Origin of the sequence: Kribbella sp. NPDC048915 (assembly GCF_040649595.1) — a bacterium.
In the GTDB taxonomy this organism is placed as follows: Bacteria; Actinomycetota; Actinomycetes; order Propionibacteriales; family Kribbellaceae; genus Kribbella.
In genome coordinates, this window is record NZ_JBEZFT010000002.1 from 150469 (window position 1) to 169441 (window position 18973).

At 68.5% G+C, this 18973-nt stretch carries 16 protein-coding genes; 7 read left to right on the forward strand and 9 right to left on the reverse strand.

The annotated features are described in order from the left end of the window. Window positions 1–45 precede the first annotated feature (45 nt). Both dnaN and AB0B82_RS01875 read left to right on the forward strand, forming a co-directional pair. Entirely contained in the window at window positions 46–1179 is a 1134-nt protein-coding gene (gene dnaN / locus AB0B82_RS01870; protein ID WP_360161381.1) for a DNA polymerase III subunit beta, read from the forward strand. Between the two features lie 145 nt (window positions 1180–1324). After that, entirely contained in the window at window positions 1325–2404 is a 1080-nt protein-coding gene (locus AB0B82_RS01875; protein WP_360161383.1) for an acyltransferase, read from the forward strand. On the opposite strand, the gene AB0B82_RS01880 is transcribed toward AB0B82_RS01875, so the two are convergent. After that, a complete protein-coding gene (locus AB0B82_RS01880) occupies window positions 2386–3153 on the reverse strand; it encodes an alpha/beta hydrolase (protein WP_360161385.1) in 768 nt (255 codons plus the stop codon). The two genes, AB0B82_RS01875 and AB0B82_RS01880, sit on opposite strands and share 19 nt — an antisense overlap. A gap of 161 nt (window positions 3154–3314) precedes the next feature. Between AB0B82_RS01880 and AB0B82_RS01885 the strand changes: the two genes are divergently transcribed. The 5 genes from AB0B82_RS01885 (at window position 3315) to zwf (ending at window position 7792) form a co-directional block, all read left to right on the forward strand. Further along, on the forward strand, window positions 3315–4268 hold the full coding sequence (locus AB0B82_RS01885; RefSeq protein ID WP_360161387.1) for a LysR family transcriptional regulator: 954 nt from the start codon (window positions 3315–3317) through the stop codon (window positions 4266–4268). A gap of 268 nt (window positions 4269–4536) precedes the next feature. Beyond that, the gene (locus tag AB0B82_RS01890) at window positions 4537–5013 is read left to right on the forward strand and encodes a hypothetical protein (protein WP_360161389.1); all 477 of its coding nucleotides are present in this window, start codon (window positions 4537–4539) and stop codon (window positions 5011–5013) included. A gap of 187 nt (window positions 5014–5200) precedes the next feature. Further along, entirely contained in the window at window positions 5201–5398 is a 198-nt protein-coding gene (locus AB0B82_RS01895; protein WP_360161391.1) for a hypothetical protein, read from the forward strand. Window positions 5399–5506: 108 nt separating this feature from the next. Then, window positions 5507–6259: a GntR family transcriptional regulator gene (locus tag AB0B82_RS01900; protein WP_360161393.1), complete on the forward strand. Its 753-nt coding sequence runs from the start codon at window positions 5507–5509 to the stop codon at window positions 6257–6259. A 123-nt stretch (window positions 6260–6382) separates the two neighbouring features. Then, window positions 6383–7792 (forward strand): glucose-6-phosphate dehydrogenase, encoded by a 1410-nt coding sequence (gene zwf, locus AB0B82_RS01905; RefSeq protein WP_360161395.1) that lies wholly within the window; start codon window positions 6383–6385, stop codon window positions 7790–7792. Between the two features lie 64 nt (window positions 7793–7856). Here zwf and AB0B82_RS01910 read toward each other — a convergent pair whose 3' ends face one another. The 8 genes from AB0B82_RS01910 to AB0B82_RS01945 all read right to left on the reverse strand — a co-directional run bounded on the left by AB0B82_RS01910 (window position 7857) and on the right by AB0B82_RS01945 (window position 18940). Further along, a complete protein-coding gene (locus AB0B82_RS01910) occupies window positions 7857–9434 on the reverse strand; it encodes a GMC family oxidoreductase (protein ID WP_360161397.1) in 1578 nt (525 codons plus the stop codon). Further along, window positions 9421–10743 carry an NAD(P)/FAD-dependent oxidoreductase gene (locus AB0B82_RS01915; RefSeq protein WP_360161399.1) on the reverse strand — a complete coding sequence of 441 codons (1323 nt, stop codon included), beginning with the start codon at window positions 10741–10743 and terminating at the stop codon, window positions 9421–9423. Before AB0B82_RS01915 ends, AB0B82_RS01910 begins: the two co-directional genes overlap by 14 nt. Then, on the reverse strand, window positions 10740–12599 hold the full coding sequence (locus AB0B82_RS01920) for a glycoside hydrolase family 15 protein (protein WP_360161401.1): 1860 nt from the start codon (window positions 12597–12599) through the stop codon (window positions 10740–10742). The genes AB0B82_RS01915 and AB0B82_RS01920 overlap by 4 nt, the downstream gene beginning before the upstream one ends. Window positions 12600–12678: 79 nt before the next feature. Then, complete coding sequence (locus AB0B82_RS01925; RefSeq protein ID WP_360161403.1) at window positions 12679–13719, reverse strand: cytochrome d ubiquinol oxidase subunit II; 1041 nt, start codon at window positions 13717–13719, stop codon at window positions 12679–12681. Further along, window positions 13716–15161: a cytochrome ubiquinol oxidase subunit I gene (locus AB0B82_RS01930; protein WP_360161405.1), complete on the reverse strand. Its 1446-nt coding sequence runs from the start codon at window positions 15159–15161 to the stop codon at window positions 13716–13718. Before AB0B82_RS01930 ends, AB0B82_RS01925 begins: the two co-directional genes overlap by 4 nt. Further along, window positions 15158–16771: an MFS transporter gene (locus AB0B82_RS01935; protein ID WP_360161407.1), complete on the reverse strand. Its 1614-nt coding sequence runs from the start codon at window positions 16769–16771 to the stop codon at window positions 15158–15160. Before AB0B82_RS01935 ends, AB0B82_RS01930 begins: the two co-directional genes overlap by 4 nt. A 122-nt stretch (window positions 16772–16893) precedes the next feature. Beyond that, window positions 16894–17427, reverse strand: a complete 534-nt coding sequence (locus tag AB0B82_RS01940) for a hypothetical protein (RefSeq protein WP_360161409.1) — start codon at window positions 17425–17427, stop codon at window positions 16894–16896. Window position 17428: 1 nt separating this feature from the next. Then, window positions 17429–18940, reverse strand: coding sequence for an Nramp family divalent metal transporter (locus tag AB0B82_RS01945; protein ID WP_360161411.1), 1512 nt, complete (start codon window positions 18938–18940; stop codon window positions 17429–17431). Window positions 18941–18973: the final 33 nt, after the last annotated feature.

The window sequence follows — 18973 nt, forward strand, 5'->3', positions numbered from 1 at the left end:
GTGCGGTCTGGTTGAGTCGTCTCCTCTTGATGGGGAGGAACTGCGATGAAGGTTCGGGTCGGGCGTGAAGTGCTCGCCGAGGCGGTCGGCTGGGTGGCGCGTGGGCTGCCGAGCCGGCCGAGTGTGCCGATTCTGGCCGGGATGCTGGTCGAGGCCGCGGACGGTCAGGTGACCCTGTCCGGGTTCGACTACGAGAGCTCGGCGCAGGTCAGCGTGCCGGCCGAGGTGGCCGACGAGGGCCGGGTGCTGGTGTCGGGGCGGCTGCTGTCCGACATCTGCCGCAGCATGCCCGGCGGCTCGGTCGACCTGAGCGGTGAGGCGGCGCGCGTCCAGGTCAGCAGCGGAGCGGCGCGCTTCGTCCTGCACACGCTGCCTCTCGACGAGTACCCGCCGCTACCCGAGATTCCCGCCGCCACCGGTGTGGTCGACGGGGACGTTCTCGCGCGCGCCGTGCATCAGGTGGCGAGCGCGGCCGGACGGGACGACACGCTGCCGGTCTTCACCGGGATCCGGCTGGAGATCCGGGGGTCGACACTCTCGCTGCTCGCCACGGACCGGTACCGGCTCGCCGTGCGCACCATCCTCTGGGAGCCCGTCGACGCCACTTTCGAGGCGAATGCACTGGTCCCGGCGAAGCTGCTCGGTGATGTCACGAAGGCGATGGCCGGCCACGACATCACCCTCGCGCTCGGTTCGACCCGGACCGGGGACGGGTTGATCGGCTTCGAGGGCGGCGGCCGGCACGCGACCAGCCGGCTGATCGACGGCGAGTTCCCGAAGGTCCGCGGGTTGATTCCCGCCGACAGCGCGATCGCCAGCACCGTCACCGTCCAGACCGCTGCACTCGTCGAGGCCGTCAAGCGGGTGGCGCTGGTGGCAGAGCGTTCGGCGCCGGTGCGGCTGACCTTCGAGGACGGTACGGCGACGCTCGACGCGGGCAACGGTGAGGAGGCGCAGGCGTCGGAGGCGGTCGAGATCACGCTCGGCGGCGAGCCGATCGTGGCCGGATTCAACGCCGGCTACCTGCTCGACGGCCTGGCCTCGCTCGGCACCCCGTTCGCGCACTTCGCGTTCACCCAACCCACCAAACCGGCCAACCTGACCGGCCTGGCCTCCCCCGACGACCGGCCCACGCCCGACTCCGCCTACATCCTGATGCCGATGCGCCTGCCCACCTGACGTCGAGCCGGCCGGCAGCGGGTCGGCTTTGGCTGATCCCTGTTGTTGCCGGCCGCAACCGCCGGTCCGGGTCATCCGTAAGTCGCAGGCAGAGATCGTGCTGAAGACTGATGATCGCGGCCGGCGGGTGCGGTGTAGTGGCGTGGTGCCCGACGGAACCACGTATCCCGCCCCAGCACGGCTGTACGAGGTCGATCTTCTGCGGATCCTCGCTGCCGTCTCGGTGATGGCGTACCACTACCTGTTCTCCGCGTACGCGGGCGGACTGAGCGATCTGCACTTCCCACACGCCGATGTGATCGCGCGGTACGGGTATCTCGGCGTCGACCTGTTCTTCACGATCAGCGGATTCGTGGTGCTGCTCAGCGCCTGGGACCGATCACCGCGCCGCTTCGTGGTGTCGCGGGCGGTCCGCCTGTACCCGGCGTACTGGATCGCCGTCACGTTGACCACGCTCGTCTCGGTCGGGTTCGGCGCGGGGCGGTTCCCGGTCTCGCTTCCGCAGTACCTGGCGAATCTGACGATGTTCAACTCGCTACCGAACATCAAGAACGTCGACGTCGTCTACTGGACGCTGTGGGCCGAGCTGCGGTTCTACGCGATGATCCTGGTCCTCACGTGGATCGGGATCACCGCCCGCCGGGTGATGGTCTTCGCCTGGGCGTGGTTGGCCGCGACCTTCCTGTTCGAGGCCGGACTGTTGCCGCAGGCCACCGATCTGGTGCTCAACACCCAGTTCTCGCACTACTTCATCGCCGGGATGGCGCTGTGCCTGATCCATCGGTACGGCGCGACGCCGCAGACGCTCGCTCTGGTCGCGGTCGCGCTCGGCAACGCGATCTACCGGGGCATCGGCTTCGCCGACCGGGTCGGGCTGCGGTACGACGCCGAACTGCACCGGCCGGTCGTCGTCGCGATCATCGTGGCGATTTTCGCGGTCATGCTCGCGATCGCGCTCCGGCGTACGCAGTGCCTCGGCCGGCCGTGGTTCGCGATGCTCGGCGCGCTCACCTACCCGCTGTACCTGGTGCACGCGCACATCGGATTCATCATCTTCGAGCGCCTCGGCGACCGGGTGAACCACGTCCTCCTGGTCGCCGCCACGATGCTGCTGATGACCGGCGTCGCGGCCGCCCTGCACCGCTTCGTCGAGCGGCCGCTCGCGCCACGTCTCAAACGCCTCCTCGACCTTCCAGGTCGCAGAGTTCACGCACTGAGGAAGTAGCCCTCCAACACACGCGCCAGTGTCTCCGGCGGCACAGTGTGGAACGTCCCGTCGTGTCCCTCCACAGATCCCTGCGGCAGCGCGGCCGCGGTCTCACACACGGACCGCTGCAACCACTCCGGGCTGGCGCTGCTGTAGAGCCCCAGCGTCGGCATCGGGATCGATGACAGCAGCTCGACCGGTACGGCGCTGTCGCGCATCTGCAGCGCGTCGTACACCAGCGTGGGCGCCATGGCTTCCAACCCGGCCCACATCGGCGACTGCTTGATCTGCTCGACCATCTCTCGTGGCTGACCGACCGCCTCCACCATGAACAGCTCAGCCGCACCACCAGGGTTGCCGGCAGCGACGTACTCCTGCAGCCGCTCCAGGTACCGCTCCGGCTCCGGCGGTGCGCCGTCGACCCGGAACGGCGGCTCCACGACAGCCTGCTTCTCGAACGGCAGCCCGGCCTGCAGCAGCACCATCGACCCCGACGAGAACGCGCACGCGAACCGTGCGTCCGTCGCGGACCGCACCGCCTCCAGGTCCTCCCACTCCCGTTCCACGGCGTACGGCACCGTGTCACCGGAGTCACCGCGACCACGCCGGTCGTACGCCACCACCGTGAACGCCGATGACAGCGCCTCGGCGTACTCCGCGAAGTACCCGCGCCCGGTGAACGCACCCGCGACGAGCACCAGTCCGGGGCCGCTCCCGATCGCGTCGTACGCCAGCTCGGTGCCGTCCTTCGATACCACCTTGTCCATCACATGTCCTCCTGACAGAAGTCCCTCTGCCACACCGTCGAACGACGCGAGCACCCCGAGACATGGTGTGACCCAGCTCACAGTTGAGCTCTTTCCGTGCGGTAATCGGGTCACTACAGTTGGATTATGTATACAGGCGACTGCACACCGGACCGGGGTTGATGATGCTGCTTCGCCAACTGGAGTACCTCGTCGCCCTCGCCCGCGAGAAGCACTTCGCGCGGGCCGCGGACGCCTGTTACGTGTCGCAGCCGTCCCTGTCCGCCGCGATCCGCAAGCTCGAGCAGGAGCTCGACGTACCGATCGTGCGGCGTGGCCGGCGCTTCGAGGGACTGACCCCGGAAGGTGAGCGGGTGCTGCTCTGGGCGCAGCGCATCCTCGCTGAGCAGGACGCGCTCCGGCACGAGCTGTCGATGATGCGTGGCGGCCTCAACGGCACGCTGCGCCTCGGCGCGATCCCGACCGCGATGCCGGTCGTCTCGCTGCTCACCACCCCGTTCTGCGAGCGGCACCCGAACACCCGGGTGACCCTCGAGTCGCTGTCGTCGCGCGACATCACCCAGAAGCTGTCCGAGTTCGAGCTCGACGTCGCGATGACGTACCTCGACGACGACACCCTCGGCCAGGTGCGGAAGACGCCGCTGTACGAGGAGCGCTACCTGCTGCTCACGCCGAAGGACACCGAACTCGCCGGCCAGACCGTCGCGACCTGGGCACAGGTCGCCGAACTGCCGCTCTGCCTGCTCTCCCCCGACATGCGCAACCGCCGCATCATGAACAGCTACTTCACCGACGACGGCGTGACCGCGGCACCGTCGATCGAGAGCGACACGGTCTCCGGGCTGTACAGCCACCTGCACGGCGGCCACTGGTCGACGGTCATCTCGCACGCGTGGTTGCACATGTTCGGCGTACCGGACGGGATGCGCGTCGTACCGCTCAAGCGCCCGGCCCACGGTCCGCGGGTCGGCCTGGTCATCGCTGCTCGCAGCCCCGAGCCCGTCCTCGCCCGGGCCCTGCTCGATGTCGCCCGACAGGTCGGCGTCCAAACGGCCCTCGACGACCTGCTCAACATCCACCTCACCGGCTCCCTCGACGCAGCCGGCGGCCTTTGAGCCAGCCCCAGCCCCCGACCTCAGCTCTGGCGTTGCGGCGGCTGAACCTCGGGAAAGGACCGCTGGACTGTCGCTCCGCCGGAATGAGACGAACGTCGGACATCGATGCCGACCGTCCAGTGGCCTGGCTCGAGCGGCCGATTGGCAGGTTGAGGACGTTCTGCCAACTGCCTGTGCTCGGCCGTTCGACAATGGGTTAGTGCACGATGATCAGCTCGCGACCCGGTTCGACCCGCGTAAGGCCCGGCGGATACGACGTGCTCGCCGGGTGTTGCCGTGGATCGCTGGTGCCGGCGTGGTCGTCACCGCTGTCGGGCTCTTCCTGTCCTTCATCATCGCGGGCAGCGGTAACTATCGGGTGCGGGTAGCCGCGGCTGGCACGCCCTGCACCGACCAGTACGTGCTGTACCTTGACGAGGCAACCGGCTCCCCGCTGATCTGCAGTTCGGCGGCGTTTGTGCAACCGCCATCGGAGGCTGAAGATCGTTCGGAACTGTTGCCGCACGAGAAGGCTGAGTTGGTGACGCTGGCCCGGTCGCTGGCGAGTTCCGGAAACGGGATCGACGTCGCCGAGAGACGACAGATCCGCAGGCTCGAGGCCCAGATTTCCCGCCGGCACGGCGAGTGGACGCCTGGCTGGCACTGGTCCGACCCCTGGTTGTTGTACCCGATGCTGGCAGGCGGAGCAGTTGCCGTCATCTGCGGCGGTGTCTTCGTCTCCTTGCTCACGCGCGACGACTACTGACCACGCGAGCCCCGTAACACCCACCCGGACTTTCGGCCGGCGCCGTCAGTCCAGCACCTGATCGGTCTCGCGGGTGTAAGCCGGATCACCCCCGACGTAACCCGGATCACGTGAGATCCGGGCATTTCCGCTGGATCAGGCTGGTTGAATGTATACAGAAGCCAGAATTCAGAAGGAGAGAGCAGAGATGATTTTCACCCGTAGGTTCGGCGCTCTGGCGGCCCGGCCGCAGTTCCCGGATGCCCCGGAGCTGCAGGAGCTGCACCGGCCGCTCGACCTGGACGCGGAGCTCGCCGAGCTGACCGCCCAGAACGCTGCCCAGAACACGGCCCAGAACACGGCCCAGACCAAGGAGCAGAACGACGACCGCGAGTCGGCCGCCTGACTCGCGTGAAACTCCGGCACAACACCTGCTGCCGGAGCTATATGTCAGGTCATGGCACTTGGTAGACTGTCTACCAAGTGCTATGACCGTAGGACCGGAAAGGACCTCATGACGACGATCAGCGCAGGGCCCGGGGCGGGCGCGGAGCCGGCCGGTGTGCGACACGTCAAGCGGCCGACGCCGCTGCGGGAATCGGTGTACGAGGCCCTCACCGAGATGATCATCGACGGCACCCTCGAGCGCGGCCGGCATCTGGTCGAGGTCGAGCTCGCGTCGATGCTCGGCGTCTCCCGGCAGCCGGTGCGCGAAGCCCTGCAGCGGCTGAACAACGAAGGCTGGGTGGACCTGCGGCCCGGATTCGGCGCGATGGTGCATGTGCCGGCCGAGGACGAGGTCGACCAGCTGCTGGCCGCGCGCGCAGCGCTGGAGTCGGAGTCCGCCCGGCTCGCGGCCCGGCACGCGTCGAAGGAGGACGTGGCGAAGCTGCGGGAGCTCTGCAAGGTCGGTACGGCGTACCAGGAGGCCGGTGACATCGACGGCACCGTGCGCACCAACGCGGAGCTGCACAGCTCGATCACGCAGATGTCCGGCAACAGGTTCCTCGTCGACTTCGCGGCCCAGGTCGACCGCCGCGTCCGCTGGTACTACACACCGGTAGCCCCGATGCGTGGCGCCGCCTCGTGGCGCGAGCACAACCGCCTGGTCAAGGCGATCAGCGACGGTGACGAGGACAAGGCCGCGCAGATCATGCGCGAGCACACCGAGCACACCCGCAAGGCGTACCACGAGCTGCAGGCCACCGCGGAGCCGGTCGAACCCGCCGAGCCCGCCGCCGCCACCCGCCGGCGCCGCCGCAGCTGACTCGCGCGACATCGGCTCGTAGCGAGGCGTGCCGGGACGAATCACCCGCCCCGGATGATGCCGCTCCGCCTGCCTGCTGCTGAGGCTGAACGTAAGGTTCGCCCGGCAGCGGAGGAGACCGGCATGACACTGACACCGACAGGTTCGCAGGGGCCGGCGGCCGACGTGCTGGTGATCTTCGGGATCACCGGTGATCTGGCCAAGGTGATGACGTTCCGTTCGCTGTACCGCCTGGAGGCGCGCGGGCTGCTGAACTGCCCGATCGTCGGTGTGGCGGCCGACGACTGGACCGTCGACCAGCTGATCGACCGGGCCCGAACGTCGATCGAGGGCACCGGTGTCACGATCGACAAGGCCGTCTTCGACCGCTTCGCCGACCGGTTGTCGTACGTCGGGGGCGATTTCGACGATCCCGGTGTCTACGACCGGGTCGGCCAGGCGATCAAGGGGGCCGAGACGCCGGTCTTCTACCTCGAGATCCCGCCCTTCCTGTTCGCCCGAGTGGTCCAGGGGCTGTCCGAGGCCGGACTGACCTCCGGTGCGCGAGTCGTGATCGAGAAGCCGTTCGGCCACGACCGGCAGTCGGCGCACGAACTGGCTGCCACCCTGCACCAGTACCTGGACGAGTCGCAGCTGTACCGGATCGACCACTACCTCGGGAAGATGGGCCTGGAGGAGATCCTGTTCCTGCGGTTCGGGAACGCCATGCTCGAGCCGCTGTGGAACCGCAATTACGTCGACTGTGTCCAGATCACCATGGCGGAGAGCTTCGGCGTCGAGGATCGCGGCCACTTCTACGACCCGGTCGGCGCGCTGCGCGACGTCGTCGTCAATCACTTGATGCAGGTGGTCGCGGCCGCCGCGATGGAGCCGCCGTCGCGCGGTGATCCGACCACGCTGAAGGACTCGCAGACCGCGCTGTTCCGGGCGATCGAGGACGCCGATCCGGCGCATTACGTGCGCGGTCAGTACGACGGGTACCTCGACATCGACGGGGTCGCGAAGGACTCGACCACCGAGACGTACGCCGCGCTCCGGCTCGAGATCGAGAACTGGCGCTGGTCCGGCGTACCGTTCTTCATCCGGACGGGGAAACGGCTTCCGGTCACGCAGACCGAGCTCCGCCTGGTCTTCAAGCGGCCGCCGCGGCTGGGTTTCGCGCCGCGCGGGCACGTGGCCGAACCGAACCAGCTGGTGATCAAGCTCGACCCGTCCACGGGGGTCCGGGTCAAGCTGGATGCGCGTCGCGCGGACACGGCCCGCTTCGCGCCGATCGACCTCGACATGGAGTTCGCGGACGAGGGCGGCGAGGGCCCCACGCCGTACGAGGTGCTGTTGCACGCGGCAATGACCGGCGGCGGCACCCGATTCACCCGGCAGGACGCGGTCGAGGAGCAGTGGCGCGTCATGCAACCGTTGCTCGACGCACCGACTCCGATCCATGCGTACAAACCCGGAACCTGGGGACCGACGGCGGCCGACGAGATCACGGCCGGGTACGGCGGGTGGCGCCACCCGTGGATCCCGGACTGACAACTCCTGACCTGAGCCGCGGAGCCGGCCGGTTCGCAACGAACCGGCCGGTCTGTCGTGCGGCTCAGCCGAGCCGCTCCAGCAGGTGGTCACCGACCCGCAGTGCGTTCGCGATCGCGGTCAGTGCCGGGTTCACCGCGCCGATGCTCGGGAAGAAGCTGGTGTCGACGACGTACAGGTTGTCGACCTCGTGTGCCTTGCAGTTGGTGTCCAGGACCGAGGTCTCCGGATCCAGCCCGAACCGCACCGTGCCGGCCTGATGCGCGCAGCCCGCCACCGGGATGTCGTTCTTCATGTAGACGCTGCGCGGAATCAGGTGGTGCGGGTGCATGCCGAGGCGGCCGAGGTTCTGCTTGGTCCGCCGGTACAGCTGGTCCATCGGCTCGGTGTTGTTCGGCGTGTAGCTCAGCACGACGTTGCCGCGCCTGTCGAGCGTCACCCGGTTGTCCGGATCCGGCAGGTCCTCGACCGAGAGCCAGAAGTCGACGGCATGCTCGGCCACGTCCCGCAGCGCGAACGTCGGCGCCACGACGGTTTCGAGCGGCTTCTCGCCGCGATACATCGGGGCCGAGGACTTGCCCACCATCTGCAGGTTGCCCATCGGATAGTCGAAGTCGGCGTCCCCGAAGTAGTAGTCGTTCAGCCCGAGCGTCTTCTGGAACCGGGTGTCGTTCTTCTCGGTGGAGATCGCCAGGAACGCCCGGCTGTTGTGGAACACGTAATGCCGCCCGACCTGATCGGAGCCGTTCGCGAGCCCGGCCGGATGCCGGTCGCTCGCACTCGCGAGCAGGATCTTGGCCGAGTTCACCGCACCCGCCGACAGCACCACGATGTCAGCACGGAAGCGTTGCTCGTCACCTTGCACCTCGGCGACGACGTCGGTCACCGTGCGGCCGGCCGGGTCGGTCTCGAGGCGCCGTACGACGGTGTTCCGCAGCAGCGTCACGTTGTCGTACTCGAGGGACGGCCGGACGGCGATCACATCCGCGTCCGACTTCGCGTGCACCAGGCAGGGGAACCCGTCGCAGGTCGCGCACCGGATGCACTTGCTGGCCTCCGGCCGCTGCTCGTCCAGCATCACGCCGCACGGCGCGTGGAACGGATGCAGCCCGGTCGCCCGCATGTCGTCGAACAACTGCTGGATCCGCGGCTCGTGCGAGACCGGCGGATGCGGGTACGGCGCCGACGCCGGCGGATCGGTGGGGTCCTCGCCGCGGGCACCGTGAACCTGGTACAACTGCTCAGCCTGGGTGTAATACGGCTCCATCACGTCGTAGGTGATCGGCCAGGCCGGCGAGATTCCCCCGTGGTGCTTGAGTTCGTGGAAGTCGCGCTCGCGCAGCCGGTACAGCGCGGCACCGTAGAACTTGGTGGCACCACCAACGAAATAGTGCACCTGCGGCTGGAACGGTCTGCCGTCGCCGTCGTACCACTGGTCCGGCGAGACGTACCGGTTCTTCACGAACACCGCCTCGGCGTTCCAGTTCTCCACCTCCCGCGGGAGCCAGTCGCCGCGTTCCAGGACGAGGATCCGCCGTCCCGACGGTGCCAGCCGGTGCAGCAGCGTGCCGCCCCCCGCTCCCGTTCCGACGATGATCACGTCGTACTGCTCGGGCATGGTGTCCTCCTCAGGTGCCGTCACCCCGCGGCACCACATTGATACGGATGTGTGGGACGTCGGCGGTCTCGTCGCCCCAGGCGATCCGCTCCGGCTCGCCGGACCACTCGACGGTCGCCGCGTGATCGCGGTCGAAGTAGTTCCAGGCCCAGGTCATGAACGCGTCGGTTCTGCTGTGCGCGCCGCTGAGGAGCATCGCGTGGACGCCGAGCCAGGCAGCGAAGGCAACCGGGCCCTCGACCTGATGCCGATGCCGGCCGACCTCGGCGACGGCTGCGTTGCGGCCGATCATCGCCATGATGCCCTTGTCCTTGTAATGGAACGGCTCGGCTTTCTCGCCGCGCACCTCGCGCAGAATGTTGCCCGCGGCCCAGGCCCCCGACTGCTGGGCGACCGAACCCAGTTGCGGCAGGATCGACCCGTCGTGAGCGGGAATGTTGGCCACGTCGCCGATCGCATAGACGTGCGGATGCTTGTCCACGGTGAGGTCCGGCAGTACGTCGATGCGCCCGCCACGGCCGGTCGTCAAACCGGTCGCGGTGCCGACGACCGACGCGGCCGCCTCACCGCCACCCCAGATGACCGTGCGGGTCCGGATCGTCGACCCGTCGTCGAACTCGACCCGATCGGCGTGCACCGCTGCGACCCCCGTCCCCAGCCGCGGCTTGGCGCCGCGCTGGGTGAGCCGCTTGTGCGCGTACTTGTGTGACTTCCGGGAGAACGCGGACAGCAGTGTCTCGCCGCGGTCGACCAGGGTGACCGTTCCCGGCTCCGAGATTCGTTCGGTGGCCAGCAACGCCGCCATCAGCTCGGTCAGTGCGCCGGTGATCTCGACCCCGGTCGGACCACCGCCCACGACCACGACGTCCAGCGCACCTGGCGCGTCCGGAGCGGTGTGGATCGTGGACTGCAGGTGCCGCCGCAGCCGCTCCGCGTCGGCGACCGAGTACAACGGGAACGCGTGCGCGGCAGCCCCTGGTACGCCGAAGTACTCCGGCCGCGCACCGGCTGCGACGACCAGGTGCGTACCGGCGATCCGATCGCCGTCGGTCAGCGTCAGCGCGAGGTTGTCGGCGTCGATCCGCTCGACCTCGGCGGTGCGGACGTGGACGGTCGGGTGCTCGCGGAAGATTGTCTTGTGCGGCCGCGCGATGTCCTCGGCCGGCAACTGCGACGTGGCGACCTGGTACAGCAACGGCTGGAATTGGTGGTAGTCGTTGCGGTCGACCAGTGTGACCTGAACGCCTTCGTCCCCCAGCGTGTGCGCGCACGCGACGCCGGCCAGCCCGCCGCCGAGGACGACGACGTGCGGGCTTTCCATCTGCTCGGTCACAGCGACAGCTCCTCCCGGATGTCGGCCAGGATGATCCGCCCGGCACCGCCGATCAGTGCCAGGTGTGAGAACGCCTGCGGGAAATTGCCCAGGTGCCGGGCCCGCTCGACCTCGTACTCCTCGGCGTACAGCCCCAACGGCGACTGGATCCGCAGCAGCCGTTCGAGCTGGCTGCGCGCGCGGTCGACCTCGCCGGTCATCGCGAGCGCAGACACCAGCCAGAACGAGCAGATCAGGAACGTGCCTTCCTTGCCGGACAGGCCGTCGTCGGTCTCGTCGGTCTTGTAGCGCAGCACGAACCCGTTCTCGGTCAGCTCCTTGTCGATCGCGTCGACGGTCGCCCGCATCCGCTCGTCGGTGGCCGGCAGGAAGCCGAACAGCGGCGCCAGCAGGGTCGAGGCGTCGAGCGCGTCGGTGTCGTAGTGCTGCCGCAGGACGCCGCGGTCACTCACGCCGTGCTCGAGGATGTCGTCGCGGATCTCGTCCGCCGTCTTCGCCCACAGGTCGGACAGCGCGTTCTCGTTGAGGATCCCGGCCAGCCGGGCTGCCCGGTCCAGGGCCACCCAGCCCATCAGCTTCGAGGACACGTAGTGCTGGGGTTCGCCGCGGGCCTCCCAGATGCCCTGGTCGGGATCGTGCCACGACGAGATCGCGCACTGGGCCTGCGACTGGACCAGCGGCCACAGGCGGCGCGGCAGTCGCTTGCTCCGCACGGTGTGCAGCAGCACCGAGTCCAGCACCGCGCCGTACACGTCGTTCTGCTTCTGGTTGTAGGCGCCGTTGCCGATCCGCACCGGACTGGCCCCCTCGTAGCCGGTCAGGTCGTCGCGGGTCGACTCGGTCAGGTCGCGGCGGCCGTCGATGCCGTACATGATCTGCAGCGCGCCGTCCGGGTTCGGCTCCAGGTCGGCGACGAACTGCATGAACTCGTTGGCTTCCCAGTCCAGGTTCAGGTAGTGCAGCGCCTGCAGCGTGAACGTGGTGTCCCGGATCCACGTGTAGCGGTAGTCCCAGTTGCGTTCACCGCCCGGTGTCTCCGGCAACGACGTGGTGAGCGCCGCGATCGTCGCTCCGGTCGGCATGTACGTGAGGCCCTTGATGGTCAGCGCCGAACGCTCCAGCGGATGCCGGAAGCGGTGGTCGGGGATCCTGGCCCGCGCCAGCCAGTGCCGCCAGAACAGGACTGTCGCCTCGATCCGCCGCTCGGCGTCGGCCACATCCGTCGGCGACACCAGTCCCTCCGCCCACGAGAGCGCGCAGTACGCCTTCTCGCCCTTGGTGATGACGTGCCGGGCCCGGGCCGAGCCGCCCTCGATCCCGATCAGCATGTCGGTGGACAGCCGGAACGTCTGACCGGCACCGGTCGCGTCCGCGGCGTGCAGGTCCTCGCTCACCATCGTCCAGTCGGCCGGGGTCCGGCCGTAGTCGAAGACCGGCTCGCAGACGATCTCGATCTCGACCGAACCCTCCAGGCATTCGACGGTCCGGACCAGCAGATGGTCGGCGTCGTCGTCGGCCGGCGGCCTGGTGTGCGGAGTCACCGTGTCCGGGCCGTGCGCCGGTCCCATTGTCAGCGCGTCGTGGACGAGCAGCCAGCCCGCCGGCGTGTGCCAGGTGGTGGTCATGACGTTCGTCCCCGGGATGTACGCCCGCGCGGTCGGCTGATTGATCCCGTACGGACCGAACCGGAACGACCCGGCATCACGGTCCAGCAGGTTGCTGAACACGCTCGGTGCGTCGAAGGCGGGCAGACACAGCCAGTCGACCGATCCGTCCGGCGCGACCAGGGCACCGGTGTGGCAGTTCGACAAGAACGCGTAGTCGGCGATCGGCGGGAACGGCGAGCTCAAGGTCATGGCGAAGGTCCTTCACAGTTGTGCCGCGCGCCGGTCGCGGGCCTTCGTCCACGATCGGCAGCGCGTGCGAGCGGGCGAATCACCCGCCGGAGATGATTGGCCGGTCACCGGCGTCCTCGATTCCTTCCTCGGGCAGCAGCGTGCGCTGGTCGAGCACGTACAGCAGGACGAACCCCGGTACGACGATCAGGACCGCGAGTCCGACCGCGACGAGCAATGTGACGAGCGTGGCCTCGGGTGCGGCCGCTGCGGAGACGGTCAGGCTTTCCGGCAGGAAGTACGGCCACTGCGCGATGCCCCAGCTGACGATGATTCCGGCCACCGCGAGTACGGCGAGGAGCCGCGCACCGCGAGCGGCGGAGCGCATCAGCAACACCAGCGCGCCGAAACCGCAGAGCACACTGAGAATTGCGGTCGGCAACGCCCTCGACAGCAGGCCGTCGAAGACGTGTGACGCGTCGGCGTTCAGCACGAACAGCCCGACCACGGCGACCACCGCGGCCACGACCGCACTTACCACGGCACGGCGGCGGAAGTACTCGCCCAGCTCGAACTGGTGGAACCGGCGAGCGTCCCAGACCAGATAGACGGCCGCCAGGTACGCCGCCACCACGATCGCGAGCACGCCGCTCGTCAACGACACCGGGTTCAGCCAGCTGGTCACCGGGTCGCCGGCCTTGCCGCCCGCGGGGACGCGCCCCGATGCGATACCACCCGCGATCGCGCCCATGCAGAACGGTACGAGGACCGACGACAGCGCGAACGCGCCGCCGAAGACCCGACGGTACCGCAGCTTCACGACCGACTTGCGGAACGCGAAACTCGCGCCGCGCAGCACGATCCCCAACGCCGCTAGCGTGAGTGGCACGAACATCGTCAGCACGATCGACGCGTACGCCGCCGGGAACGCCGTCCAGGTGACGACGAAGACGAAGATCAGCCAGACGTGGTTCGCCTCCCAGACCGGACCGATCGACCGCTCGATCAGCGCCCGCGGTTCGGCGCCCTGCTCGGGTCCGCCCGCGACCAGATCCCAGAACCCCGCCCCGAAGTCCGCGCCGCCGAACACGGCGTACGCCACCAGCGCGAGCAGCAGCACGGCCGCGATCGTCGTACTCACGGCGTCCGCTCCTCGACCCGTTCATCGGCCGTCTCGAGCTCCGTCGCGTCCTCCTGCGTCGGGCCGTACGGCGTGTCGCCCTCGACGAAACCGCCCGCGCGGCGGAAGCGCCGGCTCATCCCCCGCAGGACGAGGATCGTCGTGACCCCGAGGGCGGCGTACAGCAGGAAGACGGCGATGAACGTGATCCAGACCCCGGTGTTCGCGGTGGCGGCCTCCTCCACCTTCATCCGGTTGTAGACGATCCACGGCTGCCGGCCGACCTCGGTGACGATCCACCCCGCTTCCATCGTGATCACCGCGAGTACTCCGGCGCACGCGGCGGCGCGTAGAAACCATTTGCTCTTCGGCATTCGCCGGCGGAACAGCCAGGTCAGCCCGTACCAGACCGAGAGCAGGAACAGCGCCGTACCGAGTCCGACCATCACGTCCCACGCCAGATGCACGGTGTTGGTCTCGCGGATCGTCGGCCGTTCGTCGACCGGCACGGTGTCGAGCCCCTGAATGACGGTCGACCTGCCGCTGCCCGGATCGGACAGCCAGGACGCCAGACCCGGGATCGGGATCCCGCCGGAGATGGTGCCGTCGGCGTTCAGCTTGCCCAGCAGCGTTTCGGGGACGTCGGACGCCGTCGTCGGCACCAACTCGATCGCGGCGAACTTCACCGGCTGGTTGTTGTACACCCACCGCGCCAGCGCGTCGCCGACGCCCATCTGGATCGGCGTCATCACCGCGGCCACCGTGAACGCGATCGTGAACGCGATCCGGTGGTACCGGTCGTCGCGGCCCCGCAGCATCGCGGTCGCGTAGACCGACGCGACCAGGAACCCGCCGACCAGGTACGCCGCGATCACCATGTGCGCGGCCTGCAACGGCATCGAGTCGTTGAAGATCACCTCGAGCGGCTCGACCTTGGTGATCTCGCCGTCCGCGTTCATCGTGAACCCGCCGGGCGCGTTCATCCAGGCGTTCGCCGCGACCACCGAGATCGAGCCGAAGATGCCCGCGATCACGATCGGCACCCCGGTCCAGAAATGCGTCCACGGCTTCAGCCGCCGCCAGCCGAAGATGTAGATCGCGACGAAGATCGCCTCGGTGAAGAAGAACAGTCCCTCGAACGCGAACGGGATGCCGAACGCCTCGCCGTACACGCCCATGAACCGCGGCCAGAGCAGGCCGAACTCGAAGCTCAGCACGGTTCCGGTCACCGCCCCGACGGCGAACGTCACGGCCATGTACTTCGACCACTGCTGCGCGAGCAGCAGCGCGTCGTGGTCGTCGCGCCGCAACGCGCGATAGTTGGCGATCAACGTCATGAAGGCCCACGACACCCCGAGCGGTACCAGGATGATGTGGAAGGCGAGGGTGAACGCCATCTGCGCCCGCGCCCACGGCACCGGGTTCACGGCCTCCGCGATGACCAGGCTGGTGACGCCTGTCATGCGCCGACCCGATCCTGCGACTCGTACTCGGCCAGCAGTTGCTTCTCACGCTCGTGCCGAGGGAAGAGGAAGAAGACGAGAACCGCGCCGATCAGGATCGCGATGATGCCGGCTGTGTAGGCCCAGTCGGCACCGTCCAGGAACGACGACTTCGCCGCACTGACGATCTGGTCGGAGTACTGCGGGTACTGCTGGGCGGTGTCGCTGGCACTCGAGAACGACTTGGTGAGCTCGTTCTTCACCGTGTCGGACACCTCGTCGCCGTTCGGTGCCGCCGCGATCGCCGCGGCGAACGCGGACGCGTACCCGGCCGCCAGCAGCGCGCCGAAGATCGACTGCATGATCGCGCCGCCCAGATCGCGCTGCAGGTCCGCGGTACCGGACGCCATCCCCGCGCGCCGTACCGGTACTGCGCCGGTCAGTGAGTGCGACGCCGGCGTCCCCGCGAACCCGACTCCGATGCCCACGAACACGTACGCGATCGCGACCTGCCAATACGCGCTGTCGTCGGACCAGAGCATCAGCATCGACCCGAAGGCGAGGAGCAGCGCCACGTATCCGGCGAGCAACGTGAAGCGCGCGCCGCGGGACTCGACCAGCTTCGCCGAGGACGGCGCGATCAGGATCATGCACACGACCGCGGGCAGGAACGCCGTACCGGCCTCGAGGGTCGAGTAGCCGAGCACGTTCTGCAGGTACTGCTGGCTAACGAACGCCGACCCCATCAGCGAACCGAACACGATGATGCCCGCACAGGCCGCCACCCAGAAGATCCGCCGGCCGGCGATGTGCAGGTCGTACAGCGGGTTCGGCGCCCGGCGCTGCCGCAGCACGAACGCGATCACCGCGGCCACCGTGAGAACCGCCAGGCTGATCACCAGCGTGCCCTGGTTCGGCACCGGCGCGAAGTTGATCGCCAGGATCAACGCGCCGACCATCACCACCGACAAGATGCCGCCGAGGTTGTCGACCGGGTCGGTCGTCTCGTTCACGTGCGCGGGGACCAGGAAAATCGCCATCAGCAGCGCGATGACGGCCAGCGGCAGCGTGATCAGGAAGACCGAACCCCACCAGAACGACTCCAGCAACGCACCGGCGACCAGCGGACCGAGCGAGGCGATGCCGCCGCCGATCGCGGACCAGAGGGCGATCGCCTTCGTCCGTCCCGCCCCGGTCCACAGTGCCGCGATCAGCGCCAGCGTCGTCGGGTACGCCAGACCTGCGGAGATGCCACCGACCACCCGCGCGATGAACAGCACCGAGTCGGTCGGCGCGTACGCCGCGAGCAGGCAGGCCGGGATCGACAGCAACATGCCGAGGACGAGCATCAGCTTCCGTCCGTACCGGTCACCGAGCGCACCGAGGTACAGCACCGACGCGGCCAGCCCGAGCGAGTAGCCGACCGCGATCAGATCCAGCGCCGTCTGCGACGAGTCGAACGCCCGGCCGATGGACGGCAGCGCCACGTTCGCGACGGACAGGTTCAGGTTGGCGACACCCGCGACCACGATCAGCGAGATCAGCACCAGACCGGCCCGAGCCGGCGCCGCCCCGGGTGCCGGAGCCTTCCGGCCGCTCCTTTGGCCGCTGCCGTGCTTCGCGTGGGTCACGCCCCCACCACCCCCCGCCTCCACCTCTACGAGGTGCGAGGGGCCGGGGCATCACCCTCCATGGGTGATCGGTGGCCCGCGATCACTGCCGGATCGCGGGCCACCGACACGCCTGCGAGAGCTCAGGCGAGGCGCTTCTTGCGGCCGCGGCCGGTGGCGGCCTTGCGAGCCTCCAGCGCCGCGGCGAGTTGGCTGTACTGCGCGACGACACGCTGCGCGTACAGGTTGTGATCGAGGATGCGCGGCCACCAGAAGCGGCCGAGCTGCTCGTGCATCCACAGGAAGCCGATCGCGAATCCCATGCTCACCAGTGCACGGAAGGCGAGGAACTTCCACGGTTCGGGCGGGAGTCCCGGCGTACCGGCGACCACCCACTCGGTCACCACCGCGTGCGCGAGCAGCGCCAGCGGGAACGCGACCACCCAATAGACCGCCGCCGGTGCGAACACCCCGGCGGGGACCTTGCCCAGCGCGACCAGGGCGGCGTACCCGGCCCCGAACACCATCAGCGGGACGCCGAGCCCGAGCCCGGTGAGCACCGCCCAGCCGGCGGGCTGGCCGACGAACGCGGCCAGTCCACCGGCGATCAACCCCGCCGCGGCCCCGACCGCGAGGGCCGGCACCGAGTACTCCGCCAACTGCTTCCAGTCGGTCATGTCAGCCCACAGCCACGCCGAAGCGGAACAGGCAGTAGAACAGCATGCCGAGGTAGAACACCGCTCCGAACCCGATGATCAGGTTCCGCACCGGTCCCGGCCGGATCGGTTTCGGCAGCAGCAGGTTGTTGGTGAGCAGCAGCACGATGCAGTACGCACCCATCGCGAACGTGGACAGGAACGCCAACGTGTCCAGGATCCCGGCCGGACCGTCGGCCGGACCGAACAGCAGGATCAGGATGCCGAACAGGATCACGCCCCACAGGAACCCGGCATACAGCCGCGACATCGAGAACCGCTTGGCCCCCGGGACGAAGTAATACGTCATGTCGGCCTGACCGCGGGAGAACGAGTCGAACAGACCGAGGGTCGCGTTCAGCCCGATCAGCGCGATGAAGGCGAAGAACAACGTCCCGAGAATCGGCGAGCCGGCCGACGCGAACGCGTCCGACATCGCCTTCAGCGCCGCCTCCCGGTCACCGCCCTCGATCAGCGACGCCACGTTCGGGTTCGTCCGGGCCGCCGACATGGCCAGCACGGTGAACGAGATCGTGACCAGCATCGTGATACCCCAGAAGAGCAGCAGCGCGTCGAACGTGACCCACTTGCGCCAGCCCTTCCACTTGGCCAGTTCCGCCGGGTCTTCGGTGTCGAACATGAACCCGCGCGACGGCATCGACTCCGCCTCGCCCGCGGCCCGCAGTCCGCGGATCTTCGGGATGTGCGCACCCATGCCGGCGCCGCTGTCGCGCAGCTGCAGCGTGTACCACATCTGCTGCATCCCGGACGGCCCCGCGAACGCGATCGACCCGACCACGACCGGGAACCAGGCCGAGGTCATCGCCTCGTCCGGGAAGAACCCGACCGCGAACATCCCGGACAGCGTCCGGCCCAGATCGTCCCAGCTGCCGACCATCGCCGCGATCACCGACGTACCGACGACCAGCAACCCGATCAGCAGACCGAGTAGTTTCTCCAGGAAGTTGTAGATCACCGACAGCATGCTGAACAGCACACCGACGAACACCAGAGCCACGCACGCGGTGACCTGCCAGGGGATGCCGGTGACTTCCTCGAACGCGGCCGCGCCGGCGGACAGATGGCCCGGCCACATGTAGATCAGGATCGCCGCCGCGTAGAAGAACCACATCAGCGGTTTGAAGATCCGGGCCGCGCCGAAGAAGATGCTCTCCCCGGTGGCCATCGCGTACCGTGCCATCTCCAGCAGCACGAACGCCTGCAGCGTGACACCGACCATGAACAACCAGCGGATGTCCGGCCCGAACACCAGGACGAGCCGGGGCCACATGTAGGACTCCCCCATGCCCACCCCGAGCGCGACCAGGAACACGGTCGGGCCGAGGATGTGCAGCGAGGGCGGTGCGTCCGGAAGTTTCCGGATCGGCATCGGTTCGAGCCGGCCGGCCTTCCAGACCTTCTCGGTGGCCGCGGAGGTCGCGGCCGCCGCGGCCGGCTCTTCAGGTACTTCTGAGGTCTTGCTCGTGACGTCCAAGGCGGACTCCTTAGATCGACGCCAGCTAGCGGA

Excerpts from the sequence above, each read along its gene's own strand:
- dnaN (WP_360161381.1), top strand. The coding sequence starts at position 46 with ATGAAGGTTCGGGTCGGGCGTGAAGTGCTCGCCGAGGCGGTCGGCTGG.
- AB0B82_RS01880 (WP_360161385.1), bottom strand. The coding sequence starts at position 3,153 with ATGGACAAGGTGGTATCGAAGGACGGCACCGAGCTGGCGTACGACGCG.
- AB0B82_RS01885 (WP_360161387.1), top strand. The coding sequence starts at position 3,315 with ATGATGCTGCTTCGCCAACTGGAGTACCTCGTCGCCCTCGCCCGCGAG.
- AB0B82_RS01895 (WP_360161391.1), top strand. The coding sequence starts at position 5,201 with ATGATTTTCACCCGTAGGTTCGGCGCTCTGGCGGCCCGGCCGCAGTTC.
- AB0B82_RS01900 (WP_360161393.1), top strand. The coding sequence starts at position 5,507 with ATGACGACGATCAGCGCAGGGCCCGGGGCGGGCGCGGAGCCGGCCGGT.
- zwf (WP_360161395.1), top strand. The coding sequence starts at position 6,383 with ATGACACTGACACCGACAGGTTCGCAGGGGCCGGCGGCCGACGTGCTG.
- AB0B82_RS01920 (WP_360161401.1), bottom strand. The coding sequence starts at position 12,599 with ATGACCTTGAGCTCGCCGTTCCCGCCGATCGCCGACTACGCGTTCTTG.
- AB0B82_RS01930 (WP_360161405.1), bottom strand. The coding sequence starts at position 15,161 with ATGACAGGCGTCACCAGCCTGGTCATCGCGGAGGCCGTGAACCCGGTG.
- AB0B82_RS01940 (WP_360161409.1), bottom strand. The coding sequence starts at position 17,427 with ATGACCGACTGGAAGCAGTTGGCGGAGTACTCGGTGCCGGCCCTCGCG.